Origin of the sequence: Trinickia terrae, from assembly GCF_005144415.1 — a bacterium.
Classification (GTDB): Bacteria; Pseudomonadota; Gammaproteobacteria; order Burkholderiales; family Burkholderiaceae; genus Trinickia_A; species Trinickia_A terrae.
In genome coordinates this window covers 275,688-289,505 of record NZ_SWJE01000010.1, presented here as the reverse complement: position 1 = coordinate 289,505, position 13,818 = coordinate 275,688, and the positions used below count along the sequence as shown (strand labels likewise).

Below are 13,818 nucleotides of genomic sequence, written 5' to 3'. Positions count from 1 at the left end.
TGGTGGATTTCAGGCGAGCGACCCGCCAAGCTGCTCTGCGAGCCAGTCGGCAATGCGGTTGCCTGCGTTGAGCGGGTTGTCGAGCGAGCTGTGCTCGACGCCGCCTTCGCGCGCGGTGAAAACGAACAGATCCTTCTTCGGCGCGTTGACGAGCTGAGCGAACGTCTCGTGAGCGTACTTGAGCGGGATCTGGCGGTCGTTCTCGCCGTGCGTGACGAGGAACGGCACGCGGATGCGGTCGAGCACGCCGTTCAGGTGCATGGGCTCGGCCTTGGCGAAGAAGTCGTCGAGGTCCTTCGCGCCGAACACCCACTGCACGTGCTTCCAGTAGTGCGGCACGGGGTTCTCGCCTTCGCGCTTCAGGCGCGCCTGCTGCACGGCGCGCCAATCGTGGTTCGCGCCCCACACGGCGCCGCAGGCGAAGCGTGGCTCGAACGCCACCGCGCGCGGGCAGTAGTAGCCGCCGAGCGACACGCCGAGCGCGCCGATGCGCGCGGCGTCGACCTCGGCGTGCTGCTCGAGCCAGTCGACGATCGGCGAGGCCCACGTCTCCGTGTCGTGCACGGCGGGCAGGTTGTGCAGACGCAGCGCCTCGCCCGTGCCGGGCTGGTCGACGAAGAGCGCGGACAGGCCGCGCCTGGCGAACATCGTCCCCATCACGCTCTTTTGCAGCATCTCCTTGGTCGAGTCGAGGCCGTTCATCACGACGACGAGCGGCGCGCGCTCACCGGGCGCGAGGCCTTCGGCGCGCACGTAGAGCGCGGAGAGAGGGACGTCGCGATAGGGGATCTCGACGCGCACGCAGTTCTCGCGCGAGAGCGTGCGGCCCTGCTCGAACAGATCGAGCGAGCGCCAGTAGAGCGCGAGGCGCGCCTCGAAGCCGTGCGCCTGCATGCGCTCGGCGATGCCGTAGTAGAGCGCGGCGCGGGCGAGCTTGTCGCCGGCGGATAGCTTGTGGCCGTGCGCGAGGTCGTCGTCCGCCAGTGCCGCGAGCTGGTCGGCGCCGCCTTTCCAGGCCGCGTAGAAGGCCTCGGTGCCGGGGTCGTCGCCGACACGCGCCGCTTCCACGAGCGGCGCGCACATCGCGTCCACTTCGCCGATGTTGCCGCCGTGCGTCAAGGCGATCATCGTCGAAAGGCTCCAGACGTAGTTGGTCGGAAAGTACTGGAACATGGCGTATCCGTGTTTGAAGTCGGTCTTTGAATCAATCGAAAAGGGAGGGCGGCTCGCGCGGTATCCAGACCTTGCCGTGCTCGATGCGTGCGGGCACCTTCGTCAGCGACTTGCCCGCGCACGGTCCCGCGAAGCAATAGCCCGTGCGGATGTCGAAGTGCGCCGAGTGCGCGTAGCAGACGAGGTGGCCGCCGTCGGCCGAGAGAAACCGGTCCTGCCGGTACTCCATCGGCCGGTGCTCGTGCGGACAGTCGTTGAGCCACACGAACACCTCGCCGCCTTGCCGCACGACGCAGAGCCTGTCGTCGAGCCCTTCGCGCAGGAGGCCGCGCGCGCCGCCGTCGGGGATCGTGTCGAGCTCGCAGAGCAGGCGTTCGCCGGGCATCGGCAGCGGGTGGTCGGAGGGCATGGCCGTCTCGCTATGGATTCGTTCGCGCCGCGTCACTCGCCCGGCGCCCACTTGCCGCGGGCGTCGAACAGGAAGATCTGCGAGTTGTCGGCGCCGGGGTCGCAGGCGCGCGGCGTCCAGGCGTCGTCGTGCAGGTCCATGTCGGCGTCGAACTCGATCGCCGCGCCGAACGGGCTGTTGAAGTACCAGAAGAAGTTGCTGCCGAGGATGTGGCGGCCCGGCCCCCAGAAGCTCTTGTAGCCCTTCTTCACGAAGTTCCAGCCGTGCTGGAGCACTTCGTTCGCGCTGCCCAGGTGGAACGTGAAGTGGTTGCAGCCGATCATGTGATCGTTCTGGCTTTCGATCATGAAGAGCGTGTGGTGGTCGAGCGTGCCGGCCGGGCGCAGGAAGGGGCCGAGGTGGTTGAAGCGGTCGGTGACGACGAAGCCGAGCCGCGCGTAGAACGCCTCGGCTTGTTGCGCGTCGGCGACGAAGTAGACGACGTGCGAGAGCGTGCGCGGCTTGATGACGGCGTCGGGGTCGGCGGCGCAGTCGTTGGGCGCGCGGCCGGGCGGCTGGCCGGGCACGTTGAAGCCGAGGTGGCGGGCCGCGTAGGGGCGGCGGCGCGTGACCGTGAAGGCGATGCCGAAGCCGGAGTCGTCGAGGCAGTGGAGCGTGCCGTCGGCATCGACGGCGACGTCGCGGTCCGCGGCGAGATTGGCCTCGAGCGCGGCGAGCGTGGCGGTGTCGGCCACGCCGTAGACGGTCTCGCGCAGCGACGGCGTCGCGGCGCCGGGCGGCAGCGGCGGCAGGCTCGGGTCGGAGGCAGGGCGCACGACGAGGCCAGTGCCGTCGAGCGCGGCGTAGGTGCCGCCCTCGGCGGGGTGATAGTGGACCGGGTCGAGGCCGTAGTCGAGCAGGAACTGGTGCGCGCCGGACAGGTCGTCGACGCCGAAGACGAGGTATTCGAGACCGAGGATGTTCATCGGGGTTTCCTTGCGAGAGAGTGGGGCGGCGTCAATTGCCGGAGAGTGCGCGTGTGACGAGGCGCTCGACGCTGCCGTCGTGAACGAGGCCGAGCGCTTCGGCCCGCGGCGTCAAGAGCGGCGGATAGCTCGCGAACAGCTTCTGGATCAGCGGTTCGGGCGCATAGGTGACGAGCGTCTTGCGATCGGCGCCGAAACGTGCCGCGAGCGCATCGACGACTTCGCTCACGCTCAGGTGCAGCACGGGCATCTGATAGCTGCGGCGCGCGTCGAAGCACTCGGGTGCGACGCTTGCCGCATGCAGCAGGTTGTCGACGCAGGCGCCGACCGAGATCCACCACGCGCGGCCGTCGGGCGACACGGGCACGGTCAGCGGTTCGCCCGCCGCGAGCTTCCAGAACAGCTGGCTCATGAACGCCGACATCATTCCGGCGCCGTCGCCGGGCCGCGCGACCACGCCGGGCAGGCGCAGCGAGCAGCCTTCTATCCAACCGAGCCGCGAGGCGTCGGCAACCAGCGCTTCGCCGATCAGCTTGTGCGCGCCGTAGGTCAGCGCGGGAGCGGGCAGGGTGGTTTCGTCGACAACTTCAGGCAACTGTTCGCCATAGACCGCCACCGTGCTCGCGAACACGAAGCGCGGCGCGCGCGGCTGGCCGCGCAGGTCTTCGAGCAGGCCGAGCGTGGCGTCGAGGTTGATCGCGCGGCCGAGCGCGTAGTTCTTCTCGGCCGCGCCGCCGGGGACGCTCGCGAGATGGAACACCGCATCGACGGGCGTCGCATAGGCCCGCGCGCGGGTCGCTGGATCGGCGATGCTGCCGCCGATCTGTGCGATGCGATCGTCTTCGGGTGGTGCGTCAAAGCGCAGGTCCATCAGCGTGAGCTTCGTCACGCGCGCGCCGTTGAGTCCGTCGGCGAGCAGGCGCTTGACGAGCGCCTGCCCGACGAAGCCTTGCGCGCCGGTCACGACGGCATGGGTCATTTCGCACCCCCCTTGCGGAACGGCAGCGTCGCGAGGAACGCGAGCTTCGATGGCCCGAGCATCTTGAGCCCCGCGCGGGCCGAGGCGGCGTCGAGCCGCGCCTGCATCGGCATCGTGCCGAAGCTCTTGCCTTTGATGACGAGCTCGTCGCCGACGCGCTCCATCGCTTCGACGTGCATCAGCTCTTCGTTGGCAGGGCCGCGCAGGACCATGCCGGACGGCCGGCCCCCGGAAGGCCGGCCCCCGGCCTTCGCGTTCGCCATCCCCGTGTCGTGCCGCGCGCCCGCGGCGACGCTCGCGAAGTCCATGCCGAGCTGCTCGAACATCCTCATCGCGGTCGCACGCCCCGCGCCGTAGACGCCGCCGCCCGGATGCTGGAACGGCCCCGCGAGATAAAGCCGCTCGACGCCAGGGACGGTGAACTGACCGAGGTCGGGCGTCGGCCTATGACCGGCGCTCTGATAGAAGTACGGCGCGACGCCGTGCACGTCGCCGCGCATCATGCTGTTCGGGCTCGAGCGTTCGAGATCGACGGGGCTCACGATGCTGCGCGCGATGATGTTCTCGCTCGTCAGGTTCGAGACGTACTTGCGATAGTGCGCAAGCGACAGGTCGCCGATCTCCTCCTTGAACTCGTCCCAGTGCTTACCGGCCCAGCGCGGGTCTTTCACCGTGTAGGGCGCGAACGTGATCCCATGGAACATGCCCGCGCCGGGCGGCACGCGCGTTTTGTCGCCGATGCTCTCGTCGCCGCCCGCGCAGAGGCGACGCTCGGTGATGAGGCCGCGCTTCAAGTCGTCGAAGTCGGCGAGCATCTCGTCGAGCTTGTCGGTGGCCATGAATTCGAGCATGGTCGCGTAGCCGACTTCCTCGCCCGCGTGGAAGCGCGCGTTTTCCTTCAAGTCGTAGTGGCTGACCATGATCGAGAAGGGCGCGAGCGTGGCGCGCTCGGCGCGCTGCATGACGGGCTCGGGCACCCCTTCGACGAACTTGCGGATCACGTGCGGATGGATCGCGCCGATCACGGCGTCTTTCGCGGCGATCATCTCACCGTCTGCGAGCTCGACGCCGATCGCGCGGCCGCCGCTCGTGAGAATCCGCGCGACCTCGGCATTGCAGCGCACCTCGCCGCCATGGGACTCGATGCAGCGCACGAGCGCTTCAGTCAGCTTGCCGCTGCCGCCGACGGGCTGCGATACGCCATAGGTGTGGATGATGCCCGGCATCAGCAGCACGCCCATGCCGGTGCCGAGCTCGTTGGGCGCCTGCAGGTTCTCGCTGACGAGCCGCAGCAGATGGATCTTGATCTTGTCGCTCTCGTAGAGCTGGTTGACGAGATCGAGGCAGTCGCGGTTCATGTAGTCGAGCATGAGCCGGCCTTCGTTGCTGCGGTCGAGCATCGCGACGAGCTCGCCGAGCGGAGGCGGCGGCGCGTAGAGGCCCGGCATGAACACCTGCAGCACCTGCTGGCTCATCTTCACGAAACTGCGGTACGTCTCGGCATCCTTTTGCGAAACCTTGGCGAAGCATTCGCAGGTCTTGTCGATGTCCTTGTAGGTGAAGAGCGCCGACTGGTCGGGGAAGATCGTCGCGTGCGGCACCGGCGAGTAGTGGTAATTCAAGCCGTGCTTGTCGATCAGGCCGAGCTCGTCCTGCCGCAGCATCGGATTGCCCTGAATCATGATGTGCACGCTCGAATGCTCGTCGTGCCAGTAGCCGGGCGTGTTGAGCTGGCGCGTGCTGACGCCGCCGCCGGGCCACGCCTTGCGTTCGAGCACGAGCACCTTCTTGCCGGCCTTCGCGAGATAGGCCGCGGCGACGAGGCCGTTGTGGCCGGCGCCCATCGCGACGATGTCGTAGGTCTGGCTCATGCTGCGGCTCCTGTTTGCGCATGCGCGCCGGTGTGTTCCGCCGAGGCCGAGGCGGCTTGCACGAAGCGATGGTCGATCGCGCCGAAGATCGATTGGCCGTCCTCGCCGAACATCTCGAAGCGCAGGCGTTCTCCGAAGCGCAGCCAGGGCGTCGTCGATTCGCCGGTCGCGAGCACTTCGATCGCGCGCCGCTCGGCGAGGCACGCGGAGCCGACGCTGCGATAGTCGGCGTTCGAGAACGTGCCCGTGCCGAGGATCGTGCCGGCGCGCAGGTTGCGGTTGTAGGCCATGTAGGCGATCAGCTCGTGGAAGCCGAAGCTCATTTCGCGGCCGTTCGGATGGCCGAATGCTTCGCCGTTGCGATGCACGTGCAAGTCGAGATGGACGCGTCCGTCACGCCATGCGTCGCCGAGTTCGCCGGGCGTCACCGCGACCGGCGCGAAGGCGGTGGCCGGTTTCGCGAGGATGAAGCCGAAGCCCATCCCCAGCTCGCGGAACAAGTGCTTGCGCATGCTGACGTCGTTGAAGAGCACGAAGAGGCGGACCTTCGAGAGCGCAGCGTCTTTTGTCGTGCCCATCGGCGTGTCGGCGAGCACGGCGCCGATCTCGCCTTCGAAGTCGCAGTTGTCGGCTTCGCCGGGGAACGGGTAGTCGTCGTGCGGCCCCGCGAAATCGTCGCCCTGGCGCTGGATCAGGATCGGAACCGATGGGTCCGATTTTTTCTCGGGGTGGTAGGCCTGCGTCATGATCCGGCCGTGGTTCAGGAACGCCGAGGCGTCGACGAACTGATGCGTGCGCGGCAGCGGCGCAGTGCAGGCGCTCGGATCGAACGGGAATGCGTCGGCAGCGTGACCGCTGTTGAGCGCTTCGTAAAGCGAGGCGAGCGCGGGCGCGGCGCGGTCCCAGTCGTCGAGTGCGGCACGCAGGGTTGGCGCGATCGCGCCTGCGTGGACCGCTTGCTTCAAGTCGCGCGACACGACTGTCAGTGCGCCGTCGGGATGGCTGCTTTTCAGCGACGCGAGTTTCATGGCGTCTGTCTCCTTGGTTTTATCGGAGCGGACGGCCGCCGTCGACGGGCAGCACGCATCCGGTTGTGAAGCGCAAATCGCGCGCCGCGGCGAGCACCGCTTGCGCGATCTCCTCGGGCTGCGCGAGCCGGCCGAGCGGCGTGCGGCTCGCCTGCTCGTCGCGCCATGCGGCGTCCATCGATTTGACGAACTCCGTATCGACGAGGCCGGGCGAAACGGACACGACGCGAATTCCCGGCGATAGCGCCCGCGCGAGCGATTTCGTGAGGTTGTCGAGCGCCGCTTTCGACGCGCAATAGATCACGTTGCTGCCCATCGCCGTTTGCGCGGCGATGGACGAGATGTTGACGACCACGCCGCCGCCCGGCGCGTCGCTCTTCGCGAGCAGAGGACGCAGCGCGCGCACCATCGCGAACGGGCCGCGGACGTTGGTTGCGAGCACGTCGTCGATCAGGGCGTCGTCGAGGCCGTCCAGATCGTCGTGCGCGACGAAGCGCGTGGTGCCCGCGCAGTTGACGAGCACGTCGCAGCGCCCGTGGCGTTCGCCGATATCGGCGGCGAGGCGGGCGAGCGCCGCGCTGTCGGTGACGGGCGCGGCGAGCGCGCAATGGCCGCTGCCGGGGAGCGTTTCGACGAGTGCGAGCGCCGCGTCGGCCGAGCTGCGGTAGCCGGCCGCAATGCGATAGCCGGCTGCGGCGAGCGTGCGGCAGATCTGCGCGCCGAGGCCGCCTGTTGCGCCGGTCACGACCGCGACCGGCTGCGTGCCTTTGCCGATGTCGCCATGCATCGTCGTCATCGTCATGTTCGTCAAGCCTGCTTGCCGAGACGGCGCACGCGGATGTCCGCCTGCTCCTTGTGACCGGAGAAGTGTTCGAGCGCGCAGAGCCGCGAGCACACCTCGCCGATCTGCACGGAGGCTTCGTCGGTCAGGATGCGCTGATAGCTGTGCGTCTTGATGAACTTGCCGACCCACAGGCCGCCCGTGTAGCGGCCCGCGCCCATCGTCGGCAGCGTGTGGTTGGTGCCGATCACCTTGTCGCCGTACGAGACGTTGGTGCGATGGCCGAGGAACAGCGCGCCGTAGTTCGTCATCCGCGTGAGGAACCAGTCGGGGTCGCGCGTCATCACCTGGACGTGCTCGGAGCAGAGGCGTTCTGCTTCCTGGAGCATTTCCTCGTCTGTGTCGCAGAGGATGATCTCGCCGTAGTCGCGCCACGCGATGCTTGCGACCGGCGCCGTATCGAGCCGCGCGAGCACCGCTTCGATCGCGGCAGGCAATTCCGCCGCGATCTTCCTGCTCGTCGTGATGCAGTAGGCGGGGGAGGTCGGACCATGCTCGGCTTGGCCGAGCAAATCGACGGCGACGAGTTCGGCATCGACCGTGTCGTCGCAGATCACGAGCGTTTCGGTCGGGCCCGCGAAGAGGTCGATGCCGACGCGGCCGTACAGCTGCCGCTTCGCCTCGGCGACAAACGCATTGCCGGGCCCGACGATCATGTCCACGGGCGCGATGTTTTCGGTGCCGAGCGCCATCGCCGCGACGCCTTGCACGCCGCCCATCACGTAGATCTCGTCGGCGCCCGCGAGCGCCATCGCGGCGATGATCTCGGGCGAGGGCTTGCCGTCGAACGGCGGCGCGCAGGCGATCACGCGCTTGACGCCGGCCACCTTGGCGGTCAGCACGCTCATGTGCGCGGACGCGAGCAGCGGATACTTGCCGCCGGGGATGTAGCAGCCGACCGAGTTGACGGGGATGTTCCTGTGTCCGAGCACGACGCCGGGCAGCGTTTCCACTTCGACGTCGCGCAGCGAGAGCAGCTGCACTTGCGCGAAGCGGCGGATCTGCGCCTGCGCGAACTTGATGTCCTCGATCGCCTGCGGGCTCAGCGCGTCGATGCAGCCCTGGATCTCTTCGGCCGTCAGGCGCAGCGACGGCGGGTTCCATTTGTCGAAGCGCTCGGAGCACTCGCGCACGGCGGCTTCGCCGCGCGCTTCGATGTCGGCGATGATCTTTTCGACGGTGGCTCGCACCTGTGCCTGATTGTCAGCTTTGACCTGGGCGCTTTGGCCGGTCTTGATGTAGTCGATCATGTCGGGGTCTCGTTCGGTTTTCGGTTGAGTAATTCGGAGAGTGGAGCGGCGGCGTTATTTGCCGCTTGAAAACACGCGCTCGTAGTGCAGCGCACTCGGCGGCGCGGCGAAGAACGGCGACAGCAAGGCGCGCCATTGCGCGAAGCGCGGCGATTCGCGAAAGCCCTGCATGTGGTCCTCGACGCTGCGCCATTGGACGAGCAGGCGGTATTCGCCCGCGTCCTCGATGCACCGGTCCAACTCATGACCGAGGTAGCCGGGCATGCCGGCGAGGATGTTTTGCGCGACTTCGAATGCGGCTTCGAATTCGATTTGGTTGCCGGTGCTGATTTGAAACGAGGCGATTTCGAGGATCATCACGACCTCCGGGTCCAATGAGCGAGCGGCAGGCCCGCGACCGGCGAGCGGAACGTCGCGAGCGTGGCGCCTGCGAGGCTGCCGAGATAGACGGTGCGCAAATCGGGGCCGCCGAACGTGATGCTCGCCATCATTGGCGCGAGCTTGCCGCGGCAGGCGCCCATCAGCTCGGGCGTCGTCGTGCCGTTCGCATAGTGCCCTTCGTAGCGGGCGATCGCCTCGGGATTGCCGTCGTCGAGCAGCGTCAGCACTTCGCCTTCAGGCGTGAGCGCGATCAGCCTCTCGTTGAGGATCAGCGTGATCCAGAGGTTGCCGTGCGCGTCGAAAGCGAAGCCGTCCGGGAAGCCGCCGAGATCGTGCGGGCCATAGATTTCGCGCTGGCTGAGCGAGCCGTCGTCAGCGACACGCAGTCGCGAGATCCGGCGCGCGTTGGTTTCCACCACATAGAGCCATTCCTCGTTCGCGTCGAGCCGGATCTCGTTGGTGCCGACGAAGCCGTCCGCGACGATGCGGATGCCGTTCTCATCGATCAAGCCGACGTAGCCGTCCGCGGTCTTCTCGTTGATCGAGCGGGTCCACGGCACCTGGCGCGTCGTCACCGTGAACCAGATGCGGTCCTTCGAGTCGGTCAGCACGAAGTTGGCCTTGCCGAGCGGCGCGCCGTCGATGCGGTCGTGGAGCGTGCGCGAGGCGCCGTCGCGCGTCATCAGCTCGATCGCGTCCGTGCCGAAGTTGGCGATCACGATGTTGCCGTCGCGATCGAACGCGAGCCCGTTGGGCAGCGTCTTGCCCATCACGAGCTGCTCGGCGTCGTTAGAAAGCGGCGCCGCGCCGCCGAGCTGCTGCGCGATCAGCGTCTGCTCGCCGTTCGCGGCGATGCGCATCACGCCGCCGCGCGCGTCGGCGGTCCAGAGCGTGCCGTCGGGCTCGGCGAGAATGCATTCGGGGCGCAGCAGGTCGTGGCCGGTCGTGCGGATCTCGCTGCGATCCACTTGCCAGCCGTGCAACGGGTTGGAAGGCGTTGTCATGTCGGGTTTGCGTTGAAGAGCGAAGGTGTGGGTGGCATGCGCCGCGCGAAAGCGCCTGTCAGCGCGCGTCCCGATCAGCGGCGAACGGCTCGAGCAATTCGATGAGATTGCCGCAGACGTCGCGGATGAACGCGGTCGGGTTGCCGTCGACCGTCACCTCGAACGCGATGTCCGCGCCTTGCTCGCGCAGCGCGGCGACCGCTTTCGGCACGTCGGGCACTTCGAAGCACATGTGCTTGTTGCCGTGCGTGCGCAAGTCGAGGTTCGGCACGCGGCGCTCGTCCGGCAGCGGCGCTGCGCCGGGCACTTCGAACAGTTCGATGCGAAAGCTCTCGCGGCGCAGGAAGGCGACGCGGGCGGGGATCTTGTCGATCGTCATGCGGGTTTCGAGCTGGAAGCCGAGCATGCGCGAATACCAGTCAACGGCGGCGTCGAGGTCCGGCACGCTGACGCCGAAATGGTGCGCGCGCAAGACGGGCAGCAGCGGCAGCCGCGCGGCGTGGCGTGGCGCGTGCTCGAGTTGCGGCTCTGCGGCTGGGGGCATGTTTCGTGTCTCCTTGCGTCCCGCTTACGGTGCGGGCGCGGTCTCGCTTGTCATGGAGGCACTGTAGAGCCGATCACCTGTCGAGACTATCAATTCCTAGTGGAAACACGCATTGATCGCGTCAAACGATCGCGCGACATTCGCGGCCATGAGACTCGGCCACTTCGACATGAACCTGCTCGTCGCGCTCGACGCGCTGCTCGACACGCGCAGCGTGACGCGCGCGAGCGAGCGCCTTCACATCGGCGCCTCGGCGACGAGCAGCGCGCTCGGGCGGCTGCGCGAATACTTCGGCGACGAACTGCTGATGCAGGTTGGCCGCCGCATGGAGCTGACGCCGCTCGGCCGCAGTCTCGCGCAGCCGGTCCGCGAGATCCTGCTGACCGTGCAATCGACGGTCGTGGCGCGCCTCGAATTCGACCCCGGCGAGGCGCGCCGCAACTTCGTCATCCGCGCTTCGGATTACCTGACGACGGTGCTGCTCGTCGACGTCGTGCAGCGCCTGCAGCGCGAGGCGCCCGGCATCACGCTGCACATCGCCAACATGACCGACGACGTGCCCGGCCAGCTCGAACGCGGCGAAGTCGATTTCGTCATCTATCCGAGCGCGTCGATGAATCCCGCGCACCCGTCGCAGGCGCTGTTCGAGGACACTTTTTCGTGCGTGGTCTGGTCGGGCAACGAGCGCGTCGGCGAGACGATCTCGCTGGAGCAGTACCTCGAGCTCGGGCACGTGGCCGCATCGTTCGGCGACAGCCGCAGCTCCAGCTTCGAGACGATGATGATGACCAACCTCGGCGTGACGCGCAGGGTCGAGGTCACGACGACGAACTTCAACACGCTGCCGCAGCTCGTCATCGGCACGACGCGCGTGGCGACCGTGCATACGCGTCTCGCGCGCATCTACTCGCATTACCTTCCCTTGCGCATGCTGCCGCTGCCGATGAACCTGCCGCCGCTCATCGAAGTGATGCAGTGGCATGTGATCAACAACGGCGATCCCGCTCACACGTGGCTTCGGAGCGTGTTGCAGGAGCAGGCGCGCACGCAGTCGGGCGTGGCTGCCTTGAACCTCGGCTGAGGGTTTGCATTGAGGCGGCGGCGTGCCGTGCTTGCCGCCGCGCTCGTTCGATTCCGTCGAATGGTCATGTCAACGCAATCTGATTGTGTCAAATGGTGTCAGCCGGAATGATTCGTCTCACACAAACGGACCACTCTCACGTTTCCCCCGCGCTGTAGCGCCGATTCGTAAGAGGAGTCCCTTCAAAACGGAGACGATCTGATGCACGTTCAAACCGAGCGGCGCGGCGCTGCGCCGTCCCACCGCGAAGCGACTTTCTTCCACGCGTTCATCCTGTTGAGCACCGTCATTTGCGGCACGCTCGCGCCCACCGTGATCGGCCCCGTGCTGCCGCAGATCCAGCACTACTTCGCGAACGTGCCGGGCATCGAGACGCTGGTGCCCGTGATCGTCACGATGCCGATGCTCGTGCTCGGCGCGCTCGCGGTCGTGATCGGCGCGATCAGCGACAAGGTCGGGCGCAAGCGCGTGCTGGTCGGCGCGCTCGTGCTGTACGCGGCGGCAGGCACGGCGCCGATCTATCTCGACTCGATCTACGCGATCCTCGCGAGCCGCGCGCTCGTCGGGCTTGCGGAGGCGGCCGTGATGACGGTGAGCACGTCGTTCATCGGCGACTATTTCAGCGGCGCGCGGCGCGACCGCTATGCGTCGCTGCAGACCACCTTCGCGTCGGTCTCCGCCTTCACGTTCAATCTGCTGGGCGGCATGCTCGGCGAGCACGGCTGGCGCACGCCGTTCATCGCCTATGCGCTGCCGCTTTTGCTCGCGCCTTTCGTGCAGGCCTGCATCTGGGATACGCGGCGCACCGCGGACGGGGCCGCGCCGGCCGCCGTTGCCGGGGGCGACGAACCCGAATTCAATGCCTGGCTGCTCGCGCTGATCTGCGCAGTGGCGTTCGCGGTCGGCGTCGTCTTCATGATCGTGCCGGTCCACTTGTCGTTCATGCTGGTCGAGCTCGGCACGCGTGCGCCGAACCAGATTGGGCTTGCCTATGCAATGAACAGCGCGGGCGTCATTCTCGGCACGGCGACTTTCGGCTGGGTGCTCGTGAGCCGGCTCAGCGTGCTGCAGCAACTCGTCGCGGGCTTCGCGATCTGCGGCGTCGGTTTCGTGACGATGGGCGCGGCGCATGACTACGCGTCGCTCGCGCTGGGCGGCGCGATCAACGGGCTCGGCTGCGGCGTGGTGCTGCCCGCGCTCATCAGCTGGGGGCTGCGCTCGCTGCCGTTCGCGCGCCGCGGCTTCGGCACGGGAGCATTCACGGCTGCCCAGTTCGTCGGCTACTTCTGCAGTCCGCTCTTCGTGATGCCGATGGTGGGGCATTTCGGCTCGCGCTTCGCGGTGGTCGAAGGGTGGGGCGCCGCGCTCGTCGTGCTCGCGCTGGCCGCCTTCGCCGCGTCGCGGCTCGGCATGCGCCGCCTGAAGCTGAGCTGACTCCCCGATTCTTCGCGAGACCCGCCATGAAGTCCGTTCTCAAGGATGCGCTGCCCGTGCAGGCGGGCAGCCGTTTGCAAGGCAAGGTCGCCGTGGTCACCGGCATCGGCAGCGGCATCGGACGCGCGTGCGCGCTGCTGTTCGCGGCACAGGGCGCAAGCGTCGTGGGCTGCGACATCGATGCGAAGGCGGCCGGGGAGACGCTCGAGATCGCACGCGCCCAAGGCCTCGCGATCGACAGCCTCCATCCCTGCGACCTCACCCAGCCCGCGAGCGCCCGGCAGCTCGTCGAATTCGCGCGGACGCGGCACGGCGGCTTCGACGTGCTCGTCAACGCGGCGGCCTTCGGAGCCTTCGCCTGGCTCCAGGAGATGGACTACGAGACGCAATGGCGCAGGACGCTCACCGGCGAGCTCGACATCGTCTTCCTGCTGTGCCAGGCCGCGTGGCCCGTGCTGATCGAGCGCGGTGGCGGCTCGGTCATCAACTTCGCGTCGGCCAACGCGGCCGTGGCGCTCGAAGGCTCGCCCGCGCTCGCGCATTGCGCGGGCAAGGGCGGCGTGCTGGCGATGACGCGCCAGCTCGCGATGGAAGGCGGTCCGCACGGCATTCGCGTGAACAGCATTTCGCCCGCGCTGGTCGAGACCTCGGCGACGCGCGCGCATATGCGTGCCGATCCGGCTTTTCTCGAACGCGCACTCGGCAAGCAGATGATCAAGCGCGTGGGCCAGCCCGAGGACATCGCCTGGTGCGCGCTGTTCCTCGCCTCGGATGAAGCAGGCTGGGTGACCGCCTCGGACTTCCCCGTGGACGGCGGCGCTACGGCCTGGTAAGGCGCCCAGCCTACACAAACCTCTT

The 13,818-nt window shown here is 67.7% G+C and carries 14 protein-coding genes; 3 read left to right on the top strand and 11 right to left on the bottom strand.

Annotated elements, in window-relative coordinates; all coding sequences use genetic code 11:
- Window positions 1–9 precede the first annotated feature (9 nt).
- From FAZ69_RS19770 to FAZ69_RS19720, 11 genes are read right to left on the bottom strand one after another with little or no spacing between them, the layout of a single operon-like run.
- Window positions 10–1,173 (bottom strand): alpha/beta hydrolase family protein, encoded by a 1,164-nt coding sequence (locus FAZ69_RS19770; protein WP_136896766.1) that lies wholly within the window; start codon window positions 1,171–1,173, stop codon window positions 10–12.
- 31 nt (window positions 1,174–1,204) lie between these two features.
- A complete protein-coding gene (locus FAZ69_RS19765) occupies window positions 1,205–1,582 on the bottom strand; it encodes a Rieske (2Fe-2S) protein (protein ID WP_206171219.1) in 378 nt (125 codons plus the stop codon).
- Between the two features lie 32 nt (window positions 1,583–1,614).
- A complete protein-coding gene (locus FAZ69_RS19760; RefSeq protein ID WP_136896765.1) occupies window positions 1,615–2,547 on the bottom strand; it encodes a VOC family protein in 933 nt (310 codons plus the stop codon).
- A 31-nt stretch (window positions 2,548–2,578) separates the two neighbouring features.
- Entirely contained in the window at window positions 2,579–3,526 is a 948-nt protein-coding gene (locus FAZ69_RS19755; protein ID WP_136896764.1) for an NAD-dependent epimerase/dehydratase family protein, read from the bottom strand.
- A complete protein-coding gene (locus tag FAZ69_RS19750) occupies window positions 3,523–5,397 on the bottom strand; it encodes a phytoene desaturase family protein (protein WP_136896763.1) in 1,875 nt (624 codons plus the stop codon). The genes FAZ69_RS19755 and FAZ69_RS19750 overlap by 4 nt, the downstream gene beginning before the upstream one ends.
- The gene (locus tag FAZ69_RS19745) at window positions 5,394–6,425 is read right to left on the bottom strand and encodes a fumarylacetoacetate hydrolase family protein (RefSeq protein WP_136896762.1); all 1,032 of its coding nucleotides are present in this window, start codon (window positions 6,423–6,425) and stop codon (window positions 5,394–5,396) included. The genes FAZ69_RS19750 and FAZ69_RS19745 overlap by 4 nt, the downstream gene beginning before the upstream one ends.
- Window positions 6,426–6,444: 19 nt before the next feature.
- Window positions 6,445–7,227: an SDR family NAD(P)-dependent oxidoreductase gene (locus FAZ69_RS19740; RefSeq protein ID WP_240702345.1), complete on the bottom strand. Its 783-nt coding sequence runs from the start codon at window positions 7,225–7,227 to the stop codon at window positions 6,445–6,447.
- Between the two features lie 5 nt (window positions 7,228–7,232).
- Window positions 7,233–8,516, bottom strand: a complete 1,284-nt coding sequence (gene hisD / locus FAZ69_RS19735) for a histidinol dehydrogenase (protein ID WP_136896761.1) — start codon at window positions 8,514–8,516, stop codon at window positions 7,233–7,235.
- Between the two features lie 54 nt (window positions 8,517–8,570).
- Window positions 8,571–8,873: an antibiotic biosynthesis monooxygenase family protein gene (locus tag FAZ69_RS19730; RefSeq protein ID WP_136896760.1), complete on the bottom strand. Its 303-nt coding sequence runs from the start codon at window positions 8,871–8,873 to the stop codon at window positions 8,571–8,573.
- Complete coding sequence (locus FAZ69_RS19725; RefSeq protein ID WP_136896759.1) at window positions 8,873–9,901, bottom strand: SMP-30/gluconolactonase/LRE family protein; 1,029 nt, start codon at window positions 9,899–9,901, stop codon at window positions 8,873–8,875. The genes FAZ69_RS19730 and FAZ69_RS19725 overlap by 1 nt, the downstream gene beginning before the upstream one ends.
- Before the next feature lie 58 nt (window positions 9,902–9,959).
- Window positions 9,960–10,445, bottom strand: coding sequence for a VOC family protein (locus FAZ69_RS19720; protein ID WP_169708705.1), 486 nt, complete (start codon window positions 10,443–10,445; stop codon window positions 9,960–9,962).
- Window positions 10,446–10,593: 148 nt separating this feature from the next.
- Here FAZ69_RS19720 and FAZ69_RS19715 point away from each other — a divergent pair, with 148 nt between their 5' ends.
- The 3 genes from FAZ69_RS19715 (at window position 10,594) to FAZ69_RS19705 (ending at window position 13,793) form a co-directional block, all read left to right on the top strand.
- Window positions 10,594–11,526 carry a LysR family transcriptional regulator gene (locus tag FAZ69_RS19715; protein WP_136896758.1) on the top strand — a complete coding sequence of 311 codons (933 nt, stop codon included), beginning with the start codon at window positions 10,594–10,596 and terminating at the stop codon, window positions 11,524–11,526.
- Window positions 11,527–11,727: 201 nt separating this feature from the next.
- Window positions 11,728–12,960, top strand: coding sequence for an MFS transporter (locus FAZ69_RS19710; protein ID WP_136896757.1), 1,233 nt, complete (start codon window positions 11,728–11,730; stop codon window positions 12,958–12,960).
- Between the two features lie 26 nt (window positions 12,961–12,986).
- On the top strand, window positions 12,987–13,793 hold the full coding sequence (locus FAZ69_RS19705; RefSeq protein WP_136896756.1) for an SDR family NAD(P)-dependent oxidoreductase: 807 nt from the start codon (window positions 12,987–12,989) through the stop codon (window positions 13,791–13,793).
- Window positions 13,794–13,818 lie beyond the last annotated feature (25 nt).

Coding starts and splice junctions, on each gene's coding strand:
- FAZ69_RS19730 (WP_136896760.1), bottom strand. CDS start 8,873: ATGATCCTCGAAATCGCCTCGTTTCAAATCAGCACCGGCAACCAAATC.
- FAZ69_RS19760 (WP_136896765.1), bottom strand. CDS start 2,547: ATGAACATCCTCGGTCTCGAATACCTCGTCTTCGGCGTCGACGACCTG.
- FAZ69_RS19755 (WP_136896764.1), bottom strand. CDS start 3,526: ATGACCCATGCCGTCGTGACCGGCGCGCAAGGCTTCGTCGGGCAGGCG.
- FAZ69_RS19725 (WP_136896759.1), bottom strand. CDS start 9,901: ATGACAACGCCTTCCAACCCGTTGCACGGCTGGCAAGTGGATCGCAGC.
- FAZ69_RS19715 (WP_136896758.1), top strand. CDS start 10,594: ATGAGACTCGGCCACTTCGACATGAACCTGCTCGTCGCGCTCGACGCG.
- hisD (WP_136896761.1), bottom strand. CDS start 8,516: ATGATCGACTACATCAAGACCGGCCAAAGCGCCCAGGTCAAAGCTGAC.
- FAZ69_RS19750 (WP_136896763.1), bottom strand. CDS start 5,397: ATGAGCCAGACCTACGACATCGTCGCGATGGGCGCCGGCCACAACGGC.
- FAZ69_RS19740 (WP_240702345.1), bottom strand. CDS start 7,227: ATGACGATGACGACGATGCATGGCGACATCGGCAAAGGCACGCAGCCG.
- FAZ69_RS19745 (WP_136896762.1), bottom strand. CDS start 6,425: ATGAAACTCGCGTCGCTGAAAAGCAGCCATCCCGACGGCGCACTGACA.
- FAZ69_RS19710 (WP_136896757.1), top strand. CDS start 11,728: ATGCACGTTCAAACCGAGCGGCGCGGCGCTGCGCCGTCCCACCGCGAA.
- FAZ69_RS19770 (WP_136896766.1), bottom strand. CDS start 1,173: ATGTTCCAGTACTTTCCGACCAACTACGTCTGGAGCCTTTCGACGATG.
- FAZ69_RS19765 (WP_206171219.1), bottom strand. CDS start 1,582: ATGCCCTCCGACCACCCGCTGCCGATGCCCGGCGAACGCCTGCTCTGC.
- FAZ69_RS19720 (WP_169708705.1), bottom strand. CDS start 10,445: ATGCCCCCAGCCGCAGAGCCGCAACTCGAGCACGCGCCACGCCACGCC.
- FAZ69_RS19705 (WP_136896756.1), top strand. CDS start 12,987: ATGAAGTCCGTTCTCAAGGATGCGCTGCCCGTGCAGGCGGGCAGCCGT.